Below are 17,811 nucleotides of genomic sequence, written 5' to 3'. Positions count from 1 at the left end.
GGTGATCGGCGCCACGAGACGGGCGCGCAGGGACGAGGGCTGCATGGATTTCAGGGAGGCCGCCGCGCTCGCCGCCCGGCGGGCCGAGCGCGCACGGGTAGCGCTTCTCCTGGGCCGCGAGAGGGACGGACTCTCGCGCGAGGAGCGCGGACGCTGCCACCTTCTGGCCGAGATCCCCACGGTGCCGGGACCTGCCGGGTCGCTCAATATCTCGCACGCCGCGGCGCTTTTCCTGTGCCATATGTTCATTGAGCCTGCGGCAGGCGGCCGCACCCCCCTGGCCGATACAGATGCCCTCGCCGCGGCATTCGACAACCTCTTCAAGCGCTGCGGGGCCGGCGAGGACGGGGGCAGGGCGCAGGTGATATTTCGCGGCCTGGTGGAGCGGGCGGGCCTCACTCCGGAGGAAGCGGGTCTTCTTCAAAGCTGCTTCGGATTTTTCGGGTCCAGGATGAAGAATAAAGGATGAGTCCAAGGTAAAGATATTGAAAGGAGTTGAATCCGGAAGGTCGGGCATTGGTGTGCGCAGCAAGAAATATGGAAACAGGAAAATAATAAAAAATATTCCATAGTACTGGTGATCAAGGAAATGAAAAGTATTATCTTCCCTTCAGGTATGGGGGTCGAGCAATGAATAGTGTCAGTAAATACTGGATGAAATTGGTGATGTGCATGGTTTTCATAATGAATCAGGACATCGCAATTAATAACGGCTATGCAGAAGTAACCGAATTAAAATTTTCAGGGACCATATCGGTTCCGGAGCCTTCCTACTGGGAGTATTTAAAAGTTGGTTTGATTACGGTTTCAAAGGGTGATAAATCAATTAATATAAAAGAATTGAAGCGGGAGACATCCGGAGAACTTAAGATAATAAGAAATCTATATTATTATAATGCCGTCAATAAGGAAGGTGCGTCATTTCCCGTTCAGAAAGGCGTTATAAAGGGGAAGAATAAGCTGAAAAGGCATTTCGAAGTTATACTTCCTTTCCCGCCCGTTGAGGGGAAATCATATTATATCGTGGCTTACTATGATGCGAATAAAAATGACAATTGGGACGTGCAAAACGCCAATAACTATTTTGGAGATCCCGGTTCGGAATTCATTCAGCTTCCGGTCCTGGCCAGTCTGAATCATGATAAGCTGAACCGTGTTGATTGTGTAATCGGGAGCTTTAAGAAAAATAAATCGATAGGTTACTATTTCGGATTCATGAGCGGAAATCCGGATGCTCTCGCCTCTTCGTTTGGTGTTTTCAATAATGACATAAATGACGGGCTATTTACGTTTACTACAAACACTTACAAGAAGTGAGATGTAATCAGGAAAACCGGCGATGCCACCTTCATTCTTGTTACAGTATCCATAATTTGTGGCGAAAGGACCACTGTTGGGTTAACCCACCCCCTCCATCCAGTCGGCCGTTTCGCGCGCAAGCTTCTTTAAAACCTCCCCATCGCTTGTCCCGGAGCTCCTGGGCACGTGGAAGGAATGGTCCGCCCCCTCGATTGTAAAGAGCGTCGCGCGCTCCCCCAGCCCCTCGCAGACGGGACGTAACAGCGCGAGACCGGCGAAGGAATCGCGGGTCCCCTGGAGGAAAAGCATCGGGACGCGCACCCCGGCCAGGTGTCCCGCCCTCTCGTTGGAGGATTTTCCCGGCGCGTGAAGCGGGAAGCCGAAGAAGACGAGCCCGCGCACCTGGGGCGGGAGCGCCGCCAGCGAGCTCATGCGTCCGCCCAGGGATTTTCCACCCGCAAAAAGCGGGAGATCGGGCGCTGCCGCCCGTGCGGCTTCAATGGCCGCGAGGACCGTTGCGGTGAGTATGGGGCGCGGGTCCGGGGGTTTCCTGCCGTTTTCCATGTATGGGAACTGGTAGCGGAAGGTCGCCACCTGGATCGCCGCTAACTCACGCGCCGTCTCCTCCATGAACGGTGAGCGCATCCCCGCCCCCGCGCCGTGGGCGAGGACGAGAAGCTTGCGCGCGTCGGGCGGGCGCATCATGATCGCTCCCACCTCGCCGGAAGAGGCGCTTGCCTTGAAGCGAAGTTCCGTGATCATCGTTCTAAATTAAGGGAAAAAGTATAGAATCGGCAAGGGGTCCGATACAGGTAGCGTGGAATTATCGTATCGTTTATCGTTTTTCATGGTGTCGAAATTTATCATAATGTTACATCCCCGCGCTTTCTCTTCAAAAATTCCCTGAGAGTGCCTATATGCGTGCGGCTTACATTGAGCCTTGTATCATCGGCATCATTGAGGATCGCTTCATAATGTCCGCTCCTGATATGAACGACTTCTTCCAGAAATTCCGTATTAATAATGAACTGCTTGTGGATTCGTATAAAAGTCCCGGGGAGCTTCCGTTCCAGTTCTTTAATCAGCATGAGTATTTCCACATCATTCCTGGTAGTATGGGCCACGGTTTTTTTCCCGGAGGATGAGAGATAAATCAAATCCTTATACGGGATAAATCTGCTGCTCCCCTTCTCATTAATTGACAGACCCGGTTCATCGGGAATGAGGATGTTCCTGAGTTTAAGCATGTTTTCCACTCGGTGTGAAATCTCCTCTATCATGAAGGGTTTGATAATATAGTCATTTGCGCCGGCATCGAACCCCCTCTTAATGTCATCAATCTGCGATTTGGCCGTGATAAGAATAACAGGGAGCTCTTCCGGTGAACGCGTCTCCCTTATTTTTTTAAGCACATCGTAACCGGAAAGGCCCGGCATCATGACGTCAAGAAGAAGGAGGTCTATTCGAACGTCTTTTAGAATTTCAAGGGCCGCCCGTCCGTCAGGAGTCGTATGCACGGCATAATCAAGCCCGGAGAGGAAATCGTGGAGTATTTTAACAGACACGGGATCGTCATCGGTGATGAGGATTGAAGGTCTGCCGCCATCGGGCTTTGACGTGATGGTCCCGGAATCCGATTCCAATCCCGCGGGAAGCGTATCTCCGGTCAGGGTGACCGGATTTTCCCCGGCGACAATCGGCTCATCGGATTCCGTGTGGTCTTCGATATCCTGGACAGGCAGTGTGAAGAAGAACGAAGAACCCTTACCCGGCTCCGACTCCGCGCGTATGGTACCGCCCTGAAGCTCGACAAGCTTTTTGGTAATTGCCAGTCCCAGGCCCGTCCCGCCGAGCATGCGTGAGATTGAGCCTTCGCCCTGTTCAAAAGAGTTGAATATCCGCGCTTTGTCCTCGGGCCTGATCCCCGTTCCCGTGTCGTATACGCGGATTTCCGCCATTTCCGCCGTATCTCGACCGCCGGTTTGTATTAGTCGCGCGGATACTTCGATTACACCGTACGGTGTGAACTTAATGGAGTTTCCTACGAGATTCGTCAGTATCTGCCTGAACCTCTCATCGTCCGCCCGTACATGTGCGAAGTCCTTCCGGATACTGTTTCTTATCTCCACCGCTTTACTCTCAACAAGAGGCGCGAGGAGCGAAACCACCATGGACACGGAATCATGGCAGTTCACTGATTTAAGGTTAAGCGACAGGCCGCCGTGTTTCATACTGGAAAAATCGAGTATGTCATTCACAAGGGACGCGAGACGCCGCCCGTTGGCCGATATGAGCGAAAGATTTTCAAATACGCGATCAATGGAAATCGTCCTCCCGCCTCTGAGCATCAGCTCGGAAAGGCCCACGATCCCGTGAAGCGGCGTTTTCAGTTCATGTGAAGTGTTGGCCAGGAACTCGTCTTTCATCCGTTCGGCTTTTTTTAGATTTTCAATCGCACGCTCCTGCGCCAGGATGCGCTCCTGTTCCATCACCCTTATGTGCAGGCTGATGGCATAGGATAGAATAACGGCCGTTGCTATAGAGAATATCGGGTGCATATGAAGCGTTAACCAATTGAGTGGAACCAGGTCAAACCTGATAAGAGAGCTGGTTGCTTTACCAATAACACTAAGGATTAATATTATTACATAATACCTGGCGATATCGTATTCCTGCATAATACGGATGACTGAAATACCCGCCGATACCAATATAGTGAATAATAAAATAATATAGAACAGGATCCAGAACAGTCCCATCGGGAGTAAAAAGCTTGAGAACGCGAGGAGTACAAAAACAAGGATCAACAGGTTTACCAGTTTTGCCGCTGCGGGAAGGTCCTCTTTCAGGTTAAGAATATGTTTAAAAAAAAGCACCCCAAGAATCATGGCGGCTGCGCTGAAGAACACCATGATAATCGTATCACCTCGAGCGCCCCCTGAGGGCAGATAATAAACGAGTGACCCGTCTTCCAGCATCTGGATAATGATCAGAGAAAGTATGTAGTAAATAAAATAGAGATAGTCCCTGTTGCGCACTGCCGCATATAAGAACAAGTGGTACAAAATCATTATTATCAAGATGCCGAAAAACGCGCCGGTAAAGATATATTCCCTGTGCACTTCTCGATAATGTATTTTTTCAGAGATAATCGAAAGGGGTATAAGCACGGCGCCCAGTGACATGACACGAATGTAAACCGTGACTGTTTCACCCGGAAATTCCCTCATTTTAAATAAGAAGAACCTGTCAGGGACATCCCTTGTGTCCGGCGCATAAATGATCCCCGTCTCGCTCTTCCTGTACCTGTTGCCCGGTTCGGGCATATATGCCGTTACCGATGTAAGACCGTGCCAGCTGCATTTTATAAACCAGTTCATGTTTTCGGGGCTTTCTTTTCGGGGGAAGGTGACCCTGAACCTGACCCAGTATGCTGATTTTGAAAAGCTGTAGTTAGGAATGTCCTTTTCAGATGAAATAAAAAGATCGGAGCGTGTTGGCGAACATGCCTCTTCAAAACTGAGTTCACCGGTTTTATCTTCAAGGATATCGAGACTTCGGCCTATGAAATATTCCTTCTCCGCGGTATCGATTACAGCAGGTCCGCTCGGGGTTGATCCTATGGCCGGGAGTGAGGATAGTAAGGCAATTAAAACCGCCAGGAATGTGCCGGGAAGTTTATTCATTAAATTCGAGTTCCAGCATAACAAAGGCAATCAACGATAATTGCATGTAAAGACTTATTTTTACCAAAAAACCGAGTATCCAGTGCGGTTCATTCCCTTTCGGTAACCGATCATTCCGGCCTGGGTTGAATTTATAGCGGATTGCGGATACCTGAATATTCGGTACGGATTAAAATTGCCAGGAGTGAATCTATGAAAAAAAGAATGTATTTCGCGGTTTCCTTTCTTGTGCTGAGTTTCTTTACGCTCGGTTGTTTCCAGGATCAAGTTGATTCAAAAAGCGATTCCGAAACCTTGAGCAAATGGGCCGTAGTCGATTCTTCATACACAAGAATTATCTACACAGGTACGACAGACGTGGATATGGACAACGCTGATGAGTCGGGCGCATTTGAAGAATACTATATTATTGGAGAATCCACCTTTAATATGTATTATAATATCACTACTGTAATAACCGATCCGCCGGGTACGACTTCTGAAGATATGTACAATGGATTGACCGGCTGCTACTATACTTCATATTCCGAAACACCATATACCTTTGATGGCGCCATTTTTATCATGGACCCGGACAGCCCCAAGGGATCAAAGCTATATAGCGTTTCATATCCTGATGCGATACATATGGTGCTGACAAGATCGGGAGACGTCAGATATTTTGAAAAAGTAACCGACCCGACGGAGCTGGCTGCCATTGACGGTGCGCAGGACGACAATGAAATACGTTCTTTTCTTCTCGGTCTTACTCCTTTGTGATCATTCTACTCCCGGTGTGGCTGTATTACCGGTGTAGTGCAGCCAACCGCGTAGCTCGTACAATCTCGCCTTTGGGCGCACCAAAAACCCGGGCCGCAGCAGACCCTGGGTTTTTGTAATAATAGCAGGCCATGTGCTTGGGAGCGTATGTCCGTTTAGCGAAGATTATTTACGAGGAGCGTAATTGCCGGAAGCAGACTCCTTCCCGGGCAATTTCACCCAAAACAATATGCAGTCGAGCAGGATTATTGCAAGAGCGGCCCCCGGGCCGCTCCGCTTATTTTGCGCGTGTTCCCAAATCCGGCGCAGATCAAATAGTCGTTGCATTACCCCTGCGCCCGTGCTAGGCTTCCCGGACAATTGTGAACGGAGGAAATCATGGCCACACGCAGATCAATAGTCGTGAGCGCGTCCGAGGACAGGCTCGAGAAGCTTATCCAGGATCGCCTGAAACCGGGTGCCGATAAGAAGACGATCGACGAGAGGATATGGGACCTTTTCGGCGAAGATTGGTGCGTGATGTTTACGGACCTTTCCGGCTTCTCGCGCGGCGTGGCGAAGTTCGGCATCATACATTTCCTGCAGACGATATCGGAAGCGGAGAGGCTCCTTATCCCGATCATCGAAGACAACGACGGCATTTTACTCAAGGTGGAGGGGGACAGCTTCCTGGTCATCTTCCGTAACGCGAAGAAAGCCCTGCAGTCCGCCATCTCCATGCAGCGTGCGTTAAAGACTTACAACACCGACAAGCCCGACGAAGAGAAGGTCCTCCTGTGCGTGGGACTGGGCTACGGCAGCATGCTCAGGATAGGCGACACGGACGTGTTTGGCGCCGAGGTGAATGCCGCGAGCAAGCTGGGCGAGGACACGGCCGATGCCTGGGAGATCCTTGTCACCGAGGCGGTGAAGACGCGCGCCGAGGGCATGCCGGATATCTCATTCGAGCCGATCAAGGAGGTCCCCCCGGGCGCGGAGAAGGCGTACACGACGCGCTACGTTCTCTAAACGTGGGATCCGTTCCCGCCGAACACCGGCTTCAGGATGAAGCCGGCGCGCGCCTGAGCGCGAAAAAGCAGCCAGCGGTAATGAGGACCGTTCCCAGCCACACGAGCCAGATCATCCTCTTCTTTGACACCTCGACGAGGGCGGAATCGGGCGGGACAGGGGCGCCGGCGACGGGTTCGATAAAAATAACGGCGCGCTGGGTGCTCGCGTTCACCTCCTCGAGAAACACGCGCTGGCCGGTCGAGCCCAGCACCGCGATAATCGCCTCTTTCTCCCCGCCCGAGATGCCGATCCCGGGAGCGATGAGCTCGGCGGCCCCGTTGCGCTCAACGCGTATCCGCGCGAGTATCCGGCCCCTCCCGGTGATCATCAATTCGCGGTTTCGATCGAATTTTTCCAGCGTCATGGTCATGCCCGCGTGTTCGGCGGGGGCGTTCATCGCCAGTTGGACATGAGCCCCCTCGTCCGGGCCGGAGCGGAACTCGATGGGTGCTACGTAGAGATCATGGACGAAGCCGTACCGTATGGCCGGCTCCTTGACGAGCTTTCCGTGCGTATCGTTGAAATATGGGGTGGCGAGCTCCTGGGGACCCCCGGGCGTCTCCCGGGTGAAAATGAGCGCGGGTTTCTCTCCCGCGCGGAATTCCTTGAAGGTTATCGATTCCCCCAGGACATTTTCCGCTTTTCCCTGTACGAGTTCCTTCTTCTCGGATACCGAATGGAAGGAGGACGTGATGAACCCCGCGACGATCACCGCGACGCCCAGGTGAGCGATGCGCGAGGCCAGGAGCGCCTTCGCGTTCAGTGTCGCCAGGTCCTTCGCGGCGAGAATCGCGCAGAAAAACGCGAGGGCCGTGAAAATATAGGGGACCGGCTCCGTCGTAAGAAAAATGTTGAAGAGCACCGCCGCCCCGACGGCGGCCGCTCCCGCGGCCGCGAGAGTCCAGGGCCTGGTGCGCCCCATGAACATGCTGACCGGGGCAAGCCCCATGAACGCGAGTATGAGGATCCCCATGGGTACCGATACCTGGGTGTAAAAGCCCTGCTGCACTGAAAAGGGCTTCTCCGAAAAAAGCGACGAGAGTATGGGCATCGAGGTTCCCGCGAGGATGAGCAGCGCGTAGAATAGAAGCGTTACGAGACCAAAGGACATGAGCGTGTCCCAGGAGAGCGCCTGGGCGCTCAGGGGCGCGCCCTTCATGGCGGGAAGCCTGACTGCGTACAGGAAGAGCGATCCGCCGGCGAAGATAAACAGGATAACCAGCAGGTATTTCGAAAGCCCCAGGTCGCCGAACGAATGCACGGAAAAATCGGAAAGCACGCCGCTGCGGGTCAGGAACGTGGCGTATACCACCAATACGAAGGACGCGAGCGCAAGCCCCAGGTTCGTCCGCACCAGGCCGCCCTTGCGGCGCTGCAGGATGAGGCCGTGCAGGAGGGCGAGGATCACGAGCCAGGGAATGAGCGAGGAGTTTTCCACCGGGTCCCAGCCCCAGTAGCCTCCCCATCCCAGCACCTTGTAGGCCCAGTACCCGCCCAGGAAGATGCCTATCCCCAGGGTCGCCGCGGAGACCAGAACCCATCCCCGCGCGCGAATCGCCCAGCCGGAAAAATCACGGCCCGCGAGCGCGGCGATCGCGTAGGCGAAGGGAACCGCGGCGGTGGCGTAGCCCGCGAACAGGGCCGGCGGGTGAACCACCATCCATGGGTCTTTTAAAAGCGCGTTGAGTCCCGCTCCGTCCGGCGGGACGACGCCGATCGCGAATTGGCCGGAGCCGTCCTCCCACACGTAGCGGAAGGGACTGTGCACGGTGAGCAAGACGAGAAGGGCGATCTTGACCGAGAGCAGCACCGCCATAATGAGCCGTTCGTCGTTCTCGTTCTTCGCGATCACGAACACGCCGCAGGCGGAGACCATGAGCGTCCACAATAAAATGCTCCCCTCCTGGCCGGCCCATAGCGCCGCGACAAGGTAGGCCGGGTGCAGGTCGCGGGAGGAATAATCATGGACATAGGCGAATTCGAAGCGGTGCAGGAGGAAATACGCGAGGAGCAGGAGCATCGCCGCCCCCATGGCCCCCCCCGCCAGGTACCAGGTCCGGCGCGCGGCCGCGCGCATGCGCGTGTCGCCCGGACTGCGCAGGTAGAAAAACAGCGACACCGCGGACATCATGAGCGCGAGCAGTATGAGGATGAATCCGAAATTCATTTCTTTTTTTCCTTGGTGTATTTCGAGGGGCACTTCACGAGGATCTTGTCCGCGACGAAGAGCGCGGACGCAGTGCTGTAGGTTCCCAGCGCGACCACCTTGTCGGCGTGGGTGAGGTTCGCCGGTTCGGGCCCCGCGGCGGTCACCCTCATGAGCGTGCCGTCATTGTCGCGGAGCGTGAAGCTGAACCCGTCACGGGTGCGCTCGACGGGCACGTTTTTTTCGAGCGCGCCGATTACCTGGACGAAGCTTCCCGTTTCCATGGCCTCGCGGAAGGCCACGTACGGGGTGAGCATGCCCCGCATGGAGAAGGCGGCGATCGCGATGAACAGCGCGACAAGGCCGAAGAGTATCAGTTTTTTACGCATCGAGTTTCTTCTCCAGGCGCGTGACGCGCATATCGAGCCTGAGCAGGAGGACGGCGATCCCGGCCCAGATGACGAGTATCACCCACATGGCGGCCAGGGGCGTTGCTTCCGCCGATTCGACCGGCGCGGCGGTATCGGCGCGATCGATCGGGGAAGGGGTGTCCGATACGCGCACGCGCGCGTCGTCCGTGCGGGAGGCGGTATCGGCGCCCGCGAATGATGAAGGCGCGAACAGGAGCGCGCACAATGCGAACGCGAAGGCTGCGCGCGGCAGCGGTCTTATGCTATTCATGATCTCGTTCCTCGATGCGCGCGTCGATGCGCGATATCCTCTGCAGCAGGGAGAGCGCGTACAGGTACAGCGTGGTGAAGGCGGCGAGGGCGCACAGGAGCGTTACGCGCATCTCCTCGTCCAGTTTCATCTTCATCCCGGTATTGATGAGCGTATCGGCCGGGTGCAGCGAGTCCGCCATGCGCGGCATCACGAACACGAAGAACGGCATCGCCGTCATCGCGATTACGAGGTACGCCGCCGAAATCCGGCCGCGCGAGGGATTATGCTCGAGCGCGGCGCGCAGCGAGAAATACGCGCCGTAGACGAGGAGCAGGCCCGCGATCGAGGTCTCGCGCGGGTCCCAGTTCCAGTAGCTTCCCCACATGAGCCTGGCCCACATGGAACCGCTTACCGTCGCCAGCACCGCGCACGCCATCCCGATGACTGCCGAATTGTGAAAGCGAGACTCCATGCCGGCGCGCAGCGGCGTGCGTAAATAGAGGATTGCGCATATCCCCGACACCGAGAAGGCGAGGGCCGCGATCCAGGCGACGGGCACATGGAAATAAATGATGCGGCCCGATTCCCCGAAGGTCTCCGCGGCCGGCGCCCACGCGAACGCGAGCACGATGGCAAGCGGCATGAGGATGAGCGCGAGATGATGTATTCGAAGGGCGCGCATGGCGTCTGTGGAAGGGGCTATTCCTCGCTCCAGATGTGTTCGAAAAGCATGTATGATACAGCGACAAGCGAACCCGAAAATGCAAGTAAAAAAATCGCGCTCTCCGCGAGGGCGGCGCGCGTCCCCGCCAGGAGCGCGGCGGTCGCGCGGATGGAAACCCAGAGCACCGGGAGGAGGACCGGGAACGAGATCACCGTGAAAAGTGCCCCCTTCCCGCCGGCGCGCGCCACGATGGCGGCGAGCACGGTCGACGACGAGGCGATGGCGAAGGCGCCCGCCGGGATTATCACGGCGAGCCCCGGCCCCGGGTATGAGAGGTTCAGAAAAAAAAGGTAGAGCGGGGCGATGATGCACACAAGGAGGAGCAGCATGGCACAGTTGAACGCCAGCTTCGAAGCGAACACCGCCCCGGGCGGGGCGGAAAGCCTCAGCAGGAGCGAGGTCCCCTCTTCCTCCTCCCGCGTGAAGGTGTGCGCGAGACCGCTCATCGCGGTGAAGAACACGATAATCCAGAAAAGTATCGCGTGCACCAGTGGGGTGAAGCGCGCGCCCCCCGCCGCCATGCTCACCGCGAGCGTCGTGATGCCGGCGAAGGCAGCCGCGATGGTGATCGCGAACCGGTTCCGGAACTCGACGGTGAAGTCCTTCCTTAAATGCGCAATCACGACGCTACGCAAGGCGCACCGTCCCCGCGCACAGGCGCGCCTCGCTTTCCTCGTTGGTGGCGATAATGATGAGTGTCGAGGGGCGCGCCTCTTCGATCAATTCGGCGAGCACGAGCCTGCCGGGGGCGTCCAGATTGGTGCCCGGTTCGTCCAGCAGGAGGACCGACGGCGTGTGTGCGAGCGCAAGAGCGATCTTGAGGCGCTGGCGCATGCCCGAGGAATAGACGCGCACGCGCTTGTGGATGTGGGCGTCCAGGCCCATGCGCGCGCACAGGGACTGGGCGCGCATGGACGGCACCCCTCGCGATCCGCAGATAAATTCGACGGTTTCGAACGCGGAAAGGTCGCCGTAAAGCGCCAGGCGCGGACTGGTGAACCCGACCGCCAGGCGGCGCTGGGCGGCCGTAAGCTCCCTTCCCCCCGCCGACATGCACACGGTGCCCCCGGTGGGGTGCCGCAGGCCGGCCAGGATCTCGCACAGCGTGGATTTCCCCGAGCCGTTGGGGCCGGTGATCGCAATCGACTCGCCCCTGGTCCCCCGGAGATCGATTCCCCTGAATATCCAGCCCGATGTATACCGCTTGGACAGGTTACGGGCAGAGACTACAATGTGTTCCGGTTCGTTCATGGCGCCGGGTTTTACTTGGGGGGGGTGGAAGGCCCGCTGTCAAATATTTTCCGCTCCCGCGGGCCGCCGGAATCTTGATAATCCGGCCGGGTCTTCGTACATTTAGTAGCACCCGGCTGTATCGACTCCGGGCGGGCGGAGCGGGAGAGGAATGAGCGAAGCGAACGAGAATCCGGATACCCAGATTGAACCGTTAAGGGCGGGGTTCGTGGCGGCGCTCCCTGAAAAGGTCGCGCAGATAGAGCGGCTATGGCACCTGACGCGGACGGGAGGATCCAGGAGCTCCGTGGATTCGCTGAAATTCGTCGCCAAGCGGTTCGCCGACAGTGCGGGCGTGCTCGGATTTTCCGAGTTGAGCGCATCGGCCCGGTCGATCGAGGCGGTCCTGGGGACAAATCTCGAGTCGAAATCCCCGCTGGGGGACGCGGAGGTCCGGCGCATCGAGGAGTACCTCGAGGAGCTCAGGGGCGCGCTTGGCCGGGCGACAGGAATGCTGGCCGATTCGCCCTGGGGGAATTACGAACAGCCGCTGTGGGTGCAGGAATACGAAAACCGGATGATTTATCTCCTGGAGCACGCCGCGGGCGATTCCGGGGATCTCACGCAACAGATCGCGGTTTTTGGATACATGGTGGCCGTGTTTCATACCCTGGAATCCATGGGTACGGCGTTACGGAAAGTGATCCCCGGGGCCATTCTCATCGATACATCGTTCCTGGTTCCCGGCGGCGACCGCGACTCGCTGCACGCGCACCTCTCGACGGGGGACCATGCAATGCCTCCCATCGTGTTCATTTCGCAAAACGGCGACATGTCGGTGCGGCTGGACACGGTGCGCAACGGGGGCTCGGCGTTCTTCGTGAAACCGGTCGACGTGAGCGAGCTCATAGACACACTCGACTTGTTGACGTCGGACCGCAGGCAGGATCCCTTCAGGGTGCTCATCGTCGAGGATAATTTTGAGCAGGCGCAGTTCTATTCCGTCATGCTCCACGAGGCCGGCATATTCAGCTCGTTCCTGACCAATCCCCTTGAAATCATGAAGCCGCTGGTGGAATTCCAGCCCGAGCTCATCCTCATGGACCTGAGTATGCCGGGCTGCAACGGGCTGGAGCTGGCCTCGGTCATCCGGCAGCAGGAGGCGTTCGTGAGCATACCCATCGTGTTTTTTTCGGCGAGCCCGGAGTTCAGGGGATTCGGGGACGGGATTTACGCCGACGAGGTTATCCCGAAGACCATAGCCCCGGCGCGGCTCATCGCGTCGGTGCAGAGCAAGGTCCAGCGGTACCGGACGCTGCGATCCTTCATGGAGCGCGACAGCCTCACGGGTCTCCTCAAGCACAGCCGCATCAAGGAACAATTGCAGATCGAGGTGGACCGCGCGCGGCGGCAGAACTCGATTCTCAGCTTCGCCATGATCGACATCGACCGGTTCAAGGAGGTGAACGATACCCACGGGCACCTCACCGGCGACCGCGTGCTGAAAAGCCTGTCGCGCCTCCTCCGCGAACGGCTGCGGCGCATCGATATGATCGGGCGTTACGGGGGGGAGGAGTTCGCGGTGATTTTGCCAAACACCCGTGCGGAGGACGCGGTGAAGATCATGGACGACATTCGCGAGAGTTTCGGCATGATACGCCAGAAGTCCGATACCGGCGATTTCCGCGTGACCTTCAGCTGCGGGATCGCGGCATACCCCCTTGCGAACAGCGCCCTCAACCTGAACGAGCGCGCCGACAGGGCGCTGTACGTCGCCAAGGATCGCGGGCGCAACTGCGTGGTGCTCAGCGATCACCCGGACGAGCCCGGCTGAAGGCCGGGAGGCGAATCGGCGCCCCGCGCACACCTACTTGAGCCGGTTGCAGAAATAGCCCTTTATTACGGATTTCAGGTTTTTCTCGTCGGTATAGGGAAGCGCGCCCTTCTCGACGCTTTTGATCGTCGCGGCGTCGCATTTATCCTGGAGCTTTTTGACCACGGTGCACGAGTTGTAATCCAGGCGCCACGACGCGTCCGTGAGCGTGTCGAGCGCCTCCCTCGAGAGGAAGCCCGCCGCCTTGTCCGAGTAGTGAAGCGTCATCGGGGTTTGGATTTCCTCGCGCGCAACCGCGGGCGCCTTGAGGCCCGGTATGGACAGGCCGCCCGGGGTTCTTTCCCGGTGCGTGAAACGGATCTCGATCTTCGCGCCGGTCGCCTCATAGGTTCCCGTTTCGATCGTTTTCGCGGTACCGCCCTCGAAGCGCGCGATGCGCTCCATGACGGCCTTGTTATCCGCGAGCGTGAGCTTCTCAGCCGTATCACCGCCGCCCATCGCCGGGAGCGCGCAATAGAGCTCCTTCAAGACCTCGAACCCGGTGCCGCCCAGCACGAGCGTCATCGAAAATTTTCCCGCGGGGGGCGGTGCGTCGGCCAGGAACGCGCCGAACAGGTAGCCGCCGATATCCGCGGACCAGTACCATGTGCCCCTGCGATTCCCGATCGAGTCCTCCCGGTCGGCACGCGTGATCGAGACCCTGGTCCCGTAGGGCAGCACGTTCACCACGGGCGCCCCCACACGCGGCTCCTGGCGGCACACGAGCGAATCGGCGGTCACATACTTGTACTGCGCCCGGGAGCATGAGGCGAGGATCGCGCAGAGGATCGCGGGAATGAGCAGGGCGGCGGGGTGTTTCACGGGAACCTCCGTACGGCTGAAATTTGCACATGCGGTTCGAATGCTAGGACAGGTGCCCGGCCGGGCGCAAGCTTTTTTCGATCCGGCGGCGCGCATTGAATACGGGGATTACGGCGCGAAAGAAAGCGGGGGTCCGATACTCCAGTCGGTTTTCAACGGGACATATGAGGCCGGTGACGTTAGATGAAATCGATGGGAACGGGAATGAAGGTGAGGATGAATATCCCGACACAACACCAGCCGAGCAGCTTTTCCCCGGCCGAAAGCTCCCGGCCCCCGGGGACCGGCGGATGGCCCACCATAAGGAAGAAGAGCGCCATGAGCACCCACACGATCCACCCCGGCCAGATGAAGGAAAGCCCCGCGAGCGCGAGGAACACCGCCCAGCCGAAATAGAGCTGCGCCCTGCCTATGAGCGCGTACAGTATGTGGCTGCCGTCGAGCTGCCCCATGGGCATGAGGTTCAGGCTGGTAATGAGGAAGCCGATCCATCCCGCGAAGGCAACCGGCGAGAGCAGGATGTCGTAACCCGCCGGGATGTGCCCGTGGATGGCCAGGGTGAGCCCGCGGACCAGCAGCGAATCGCCGAATATGAGCACCTCGCCCTCGCCCCCGGAAGGGAGCGGCACTATCGGGGAGACGGAGATTCCGTACGCGGACGCGGCGAGACTCAGCACGAAGCCCACGACCGGGCCCATCGCGCCTATGTAGAGGAGCGCCCGCGTATCGGTGATGGGGGACTTGATCTTGATCACCGCGCCCATGGTCCCCACGATGGAAGGGAAGGGGATGAAATAGGGCAGGGTCGTGCGCACCCCGAAGCGGCGCGCGGCCAGGTAATGCCCCATCTCGTGGGCGAGGAGTATCGTCATTATGCTCAGGGAGAAGGAGACGGCGGAAGAAAGGGTGCCGTCCATCGAAAAGCCGGCCATGGTGGTGGTGCCCAGGGTGATGACGAAAAGCAGGACATGGACCCAAGGCGGCGTCGATTTGCCGGGCCCCGCCGCGCGTTCGCGCGATTCAAGGGTGTGCACCACACGGTAGGCCTGCGGGCTCATGTTGAGGGTGGCGAAATATGCCCGCGCCGCGGCGCCGATTTTACGAAGCGTCCTCCTGATCATGCGCCGCATGATGCACGGGAACGGCACATTATTGCAAGCAGATAATTCCCGGCGCCGCTATTCCGGCTCTTCCACCGGTTCGTCGGGCTCCCAGGTATAGGTGCCGTTGCCGTTGCGGGTCCGGTCTGCCAGGGTTTTCATGGGATATCGCTGGCCGTCGCCTATCGGCATGTATGCGTTCTTCTCGCTATGGTAATAGCTGTCGAGGGCGCTGATATACTGTGTCGCGTCGGGCCAGATTTTGAGCCCCTTGCCCTGTTCGCATTTCTCGTTGACGAAGCATCCTATGAGGCGGGAGCCGTCGGCATAATACCACACGCCCTCTCCCTGTATGCGCCCGTTGAGAAATCCGCCCACGTACTTGTCGCCCGAGGGGAGGATGAGCGAGCCCTGCCCGTTCGTTTTGTCATCCTGGAATCCCCCCGTGTACTTCGCGCCGAACCACTTGGATTTTTTTCCCCAGATATATATCCCCTGGCCGTGTTTCTTGCCGTTCTTCCATTCCCCGGAGTAACTGTCTCCCTCGCCGTACACGAGCGCCTTTTCCTCGCGCTGCCTTCCGGACTGCCATGTTCCGAAGAACTTTTGTTTGACCTTGCCGTCCGCCCCGAACGTGAAGAAGGATCCCTCGCCGTGCGCGGCCCCGTCCCTGAACTGGCCTATGTAGCGGGACACGAGCTTGCCGTTTTCATCGAAGAGCATCAGCGCACCGTCGCCCTCGTATCGCCCCTCGACCATCCGTCCAATGTACTGGGAGACGAGCGCGCCCTTCTCGTTGTACACGAACACGACCCCCTCACCGTGCATGGCGTTCTCCCGGTACATGCCCAGGTATTTCCTGACGAGCTTCCCGGCGGGATTATAAAAGAATTCCGAGCCGTGGCCGTGTTTTTTCCCGCCCGCGAACATCCCTATATAGCGGCTCGTGAGGTTTCCGCCCTGGTCATAGGTGAGCAGGGTGCCCTCGCCGTGGGAGAGCCCGTCCTTGAACTTGCCCTCGTAGACGCTGGTAACGCCGCCCTTGCCGTCGAAAAGGGTGAGCGTTCCCCTGCCGTCGGGTTTTCCGCCCGCGGTCTCCCCCTTGTATTCCGAGACGACCTGTCCGTCCCTGTATGCGATTATGGTCGCTTCTCCCTCGGCCTTGCCGTTCTTGAACTCTCCCGTTATCTTCTCGATGAGCGCGCCGTTCGCGTCGTAGGTGGTAAGCACCCCCTTGCCCCAGGGCACGCCGTCCTGGACCTCTCCCTCGTACTTGATCCTCTCCCGTCCCTGTTCGTCGAAGCTTGCGATCGTGGCCTTGCCGGCGATTTTTCCGCCCTTGAACCGCCCGGCGATTTTCCTGACGAGGCGGCCCTTCTTATCGTACTCGTACATGACGCCGTCGCCGCTCGGCCGGCCGTCCATGAATCTCCCCTCGATTTTCGAGGCGAGTTTCCCGTCCGCGTCGTATGAGAGCAGGGTGCCCGCGCCTTCCGTTTTCCCGTTCGCGAATTCGCCCGAGTACTCGGAAAGGAGGCGGCCCTCCGCGTCATAGGTTTTGAGTGTGCCGGTTCCGGAGGGTTTGCCGTCCGCGAATTCGCCTTGGTACACGTGCAGCGGCTTTCCGTTCTCGCCAAGGGTGGTGAGCGTCCCTTTTTCGTATTCGAGGTTCTTCATGGTGCCGGTGAAGGTGGAGGTCACGGCTCCCCCGGGCCCGAACGTAGTGACCGTCATCTCTCCTTTTGGGGAGCCCTTTCCGAACGTACCCTCTATGGTACGGATCAGGTTTCCCGCGTCGTCGTATTCGTAGAGCTTACCCTTGCCATGGGCCTTGCCGTTCCTGATATCGCCCTCGTACTTGAACTTGCCCCAGCGAAGCACACCCTTGAAGGTTTCCCCCTTCTTGTGCTCGGGTTCCTTTACTTCCTGATCCGTCCTGGCGGTGTCCTCAACGGTCTTTTCGGGACGGTTTTCGTCGTGCGCGTCGGTCGGGGTTTTTTCCACGCGGTCCTCGGAGAGCCCCCTGGCCGGGGGCAGCTTCGTGTCTTTGCGGTTTCCCTCCCCCGTGTCGCATGAAAGGGAAAAAAGGATGCACGCGGTCGCAAGGGATACGCATGTTAATTTCATGGCGGTGCTCCTGGGGAATGTATTGTACGCGGCGTAGCCGGTTTCCCCGCGCGAAGTAAAAGGGTGCCGACGATTCCGCAAACCCATACAAATATGAATATCAATAATCCTTGTAGGTTTTCTATATATAAAGGATTACCGTTTTCATAATTGAACGGTATATATTTATCAATTAAATTTTTAAATCCGGGGTATTTTTTGGCCGGGGGCCGATATGTGGGGGTGTGGAAATTCAGGCGGAAAACGACGAATTATGCTCATGCATTCCTACGGGATACCGATATATTCATCAGGAAAACCCATAGTTCACCCAGGTGGATTAATAAGGTATT

16 protein-coding genes are annotated in these 17,811 nt (G+C 57.8%); 5 read left to right on the top strand and 11 right to left on the bottom strand.

All coding sequences use genetic code 11. From position 1 onward, the window contains the following. Together EPN93_15750 and EPN93_15745 are read left to right on the top strand one after the other, a co-directional pair. A partial coding sequence (locus EPN93_15750; protein TAL32759.1) for a hypothetical protein occupies window positions 1–469 on the top strand: 469 nt, incomplete at its 5' end. Window positions 470–630: 161 nt separating this feature from the next. After that, on the top strand, window positions 631–1,317 hold the full coding sequence (locus EPN93_15745; GenBank protein TAL32758.1) for a hypothetical protein: 687 nt from the start codon (window positions 631–633) through the stop codon (window positions 1,315–1,317). 81 nt (window positions 1,318–1,398) lie between these two features. Here EPN93_15745 and EPN93_15740 read toward each other — a convergent pair whose 3' ends face one another. Together EPN93_15740 and EPN93_15735 are read right to left on the bottom strand one after the other, a co-directional pair. Further along, window positions 1,399–2,061 (bottom strand): alpha/beta hydrolase, encoded by a 663-nt coding sequence (locus EPN93_15740; GenBank protein ID TAL32757.1) that lies wholly within the window; start codon window positions 2,059–2,061, stop codon window positions 1,399–1,401. 101 nt (window positions 2,062–2,162) lie between these two features. Next, on the bottom strand, window positions 2,163–4,985 hold the full coding sequence (locus EPN93_15735) for a response regulator (GenBank protein TAL32756.1): 2,823 nt from the start codon (window positions 4,983–4,985) through the stop codon (window positions 2,163–2,165). A 192-nt stretch (window positions 4,986–5,177) separates the two neighbouring features. On the opposite strand from EPN93_15735, the gene EPN93_15730 reads away from it, so the two are divergent. Together EPN93_15730 and EPN93_15725 are read left to right on the top strand one after the other, a co-directional pair. Then, on the top strand, window positions 5,178–5,744 hold the full coding sequence (locus EPN93_15730; protein TAL32755.1) for a hypothetical protein: 567 nt from the start codon (window positions 5,178–5,180) through the stop codon (window positions 5,742–5,744). A gap of 378 nt (window positions 5,745–6,122) precedes the next feature. Beyond that, window positions 6,123–6,752 carry an adenylate/guanylate cyclase domain-containing protein gene (locus EPN93_15725; protein ID TAL32754.1) on the top strand — a complete coding sequence of 210 codons (630 nt, stop codon included), beginning with the start codon at window positions 6,123–6,125 and terminating at the stop codon, window positions 6,750–6,752. 31 nt (window positions 6,753–6,783) lie between these two features. Here EPN93_15725 and EPN93_15720 read toward each other — a convergent pair whose 3' ends face one another. From EPN93_15720 to EPN93_15695, 6 genes are read right to left on the bottom strand one after another with little or no spacing between them, the layout of a single operon-like run. Continuing rightward, window positions 6,784–8,961 carry a hypothetical protein gene (locus EPN93_15720; GenBank protein TAL32753.1) on the bottom strand — a complete coding sequence of 726 codons (2,178 nt, stop codon included), beginning with the start codon at window positions 8,959–8,961 and terminating at the stop codon, window positions 6,784–6,786. Then, the gene (locus EPN93_15715; GenBank protein TAL32752.1) at window positions 8,958–9,329 is read right to left on the bottom strand and encodes a cytochrome c maturation protein CcmE; all 372 of its coding nucleotides are present in this window, start codon (window positions 9,327–9,329) and stop codon (window positions 8,958–8,960) included. The genes EPN93_15720 and EPN93_15715 overlap by 4 nt, the downstream gene beginning before the upstream one ends. Beyond that, a complete protein-coding gene (locus tag EPN93_15710) occupies window positions 9,322–9,621 on the bottom strand; it encodes a hypothetical protein (GenBank protein ID TAL32751.1) in 300 nt (99 codons plus the stop codon). Before EPN93_15710 ends, EPN93_15715 begins: the two co-directional genes overlap by 8 nt. Further along, window positions 9,614–10,285, bottom strand: a complete 672-nt coding sequence (locus EPN93_15705; protein ID TAL32750.1) for a cytochrome C biogenesis protein — start codon at window positions 10,283–10,285, stop codon at window positions 9,614–9,616. Before EPN93_15705 ends, EPN93_15710 begins: the two co-directional genes overlap by 8 nt. Before the next feature lie 17 nt (window positions 10,286–10,302). Continuing rightward, window positions 10,303–10,962 (bottom strand): heme ABC transporter permease CcmB, encoded by a 660-nt coding sequence (locus EPN93_15700; GenBank protein TAL32749.1) that lies wholly within the window; start codon window positions 10,960–10,962, stop codon window positions 10,303–10,305. Continuing rightward, window positions 10,955–11,578, bottom strand: a complete 624-nt coding sequence (locus tag EPN93_15695; protein TAL32748.1) for an ABC transporter ATP-binding protein — start codon at window positions 11,576–11,578, stop codon at window positions 10,955–10,957. The genes EPN93_15700 and EPN93_15695 overlap by 8 nt, the downstream gene beginning before the upstream one ends. Before the next feature lie 151 nt (window positions 11,579–11,729). Between EPN93_15695 and EPN93_15690 the strand changes: the two genes are divergently transcribed. Next, entirely contained in the window at window positions 11,730–13,391 is a 1,662-nt protein-coding gene (locus EPN93_15690; GenBank protein ID TAL32747.1) for a diguanylate cyclase, read from the top strand. A 33-nt stretch (window positions 13,392–13,424) separates the two neighbouring features. Here EPN93_15690 and EPN93_15685 read toward each other — a convergent pair whose 3' ends face one another. The 3 genes from EPN93_15685 to EPN93_15675 form a co-directional block, all read right to left on the bottom strand. Beyond that, window positions 13,425–14,252, bottom strand: coding sequence for a hypothetical protein (locus EPN93_15685; GenBank protein TAL32746.1), 828 nt, complete (start codon window positions 14,250–14,252; stop codon window positions 13,425–13,427). A gap of 179 nt (window positions 14,253–14,431) precedes the next feature. Then, a complete protein-coding gene (locus tag EPN93_15680) occupies window positions 14,432–15,373 on the bottom strand; it encodes a site-2 protease family protein (GenBank protein TAL32745.1) in 942 nt (313 codons plus the stop codon). A 57-nt stretch (window positions 15,374–15,430) separates the two neighbouring features. Continuing rightward, the gene (locus EPN93_15675) at window positions 15,431–17,566 is read right to left on the bottom strand and encodes a hypothetical protein (protein ID TAL32744.1); all 2,136 of its coding nucleotides are present in this window, start codon (window positions 17,564–17,566) and stop codon (window positions 15,431–15,433) included. Window positions 17,567–17,811: the final 245 nt, after the last annotated feature.

Source organism: Spirochaetota bacterium (genome assembly GCA_004297825.1).
GTDB lineage: Bacteria > Spirochaetota > UBA4802 > UBA4802 > UBA5368 > FW300-bin19.
Note: the sequence above shows the minus strand (reverse complement) of the source record. Positions and strands in the feature narration are given on the sequence as shown.

Excerpts from the sequence above, each read along its gene's own strand:
- EPN93_15720 (TAL32753.1), bottom strand. The coding sequence starts at position 8,961 with ATGAATTTCGGATTCATCCTCATACTGCTCGCGCTCATGATGTCCGCG.
- EPN93_15695 (TAL32748.1), bottom strand. The coding sequence starts at position 11,578 with ATGAACGAACCGGAACACATTGTAGTCTCTGCCCGTAACCTGTCCAAG.
- EPN93_15705 (TAL32750.1), bottom strand. The coding sequence starts at position 10,285 with ATGCGCGCCCTTCGAATACATCATCTCGCGCTCATCCTCATGCCGCTT.
- EPN93_15690 (TAL32747.1), top strand. The coding sequence starts at position 11,730 with ATGAGCGAAGCGAACGAGAATCCGGATACCCAGATTGAACCGTTAAGG.
- EPN93_15675 (TAL32744.1), bottom strand. The coding sequence starts at position 17,566 with ATGGGTTTGCGGAATCGTCGGCACCCTTTTACTTCGCGCGGGGAAACC.
- EPN93_15735 (TAL32756.1), bottom strand. The coding sequence starts at position 4,985 with ATGAATAAACTTCCCGGCACATTCCTGGCGGTTTTAATTGCCTTACTA.
- EPN93_15710 (TAL32751.1), bottom strand. The coding sequence starts at position 9,621 with ATGAATAGCATAAGACCGCTGCCGCGCGCAGCCTTCGCGTTCGCATTG.
- EPN93_15730 (TAL32755.1), top strand. The coding sequence starts at position 5,178 with ATGAAAAAAAGAATGTATTTCGCGGTTTCCTTTCTTGTGCTGAGTTTC.
- EPN93_15680 (TAL32745.1), bottom strand. The coding sequence starts at position 15,373 with ATGATCAGGAGGACGCTTCGTAAAATCGGCGCCGCGGCGCGGGCATAT.
- EPN93_15745 (TAL32758.1), top strand. The coding sequence starts at position 631 with ATGAATAGTGTCAGTAAATACTGGATGAAATTGGTGATGTGCATGGTT.
- EPN93_15725 (TAL32754.1), top strand. The coding sequence starts at position 6,123 with ATGGCCACACGCAGATCAATAGTCGTGAGCGCGTCCGAGGACAGGCTC.
- EPN93_15715 (TAL32752.1), bottom strand. The coding sequence starts at position 9,329 with ATGCGTAAAAAACTGATACTCTTCGGCCTTGTCGCGCTGTTCATCGCG.
- EPN93_15740 (TAL32757.1), bottom strand. The coding sequence starts at position 2,061 with ATGATCACGGAACTTCGCTTCAAGGCAAGCGCCTCTTCCGGCGAGGTG.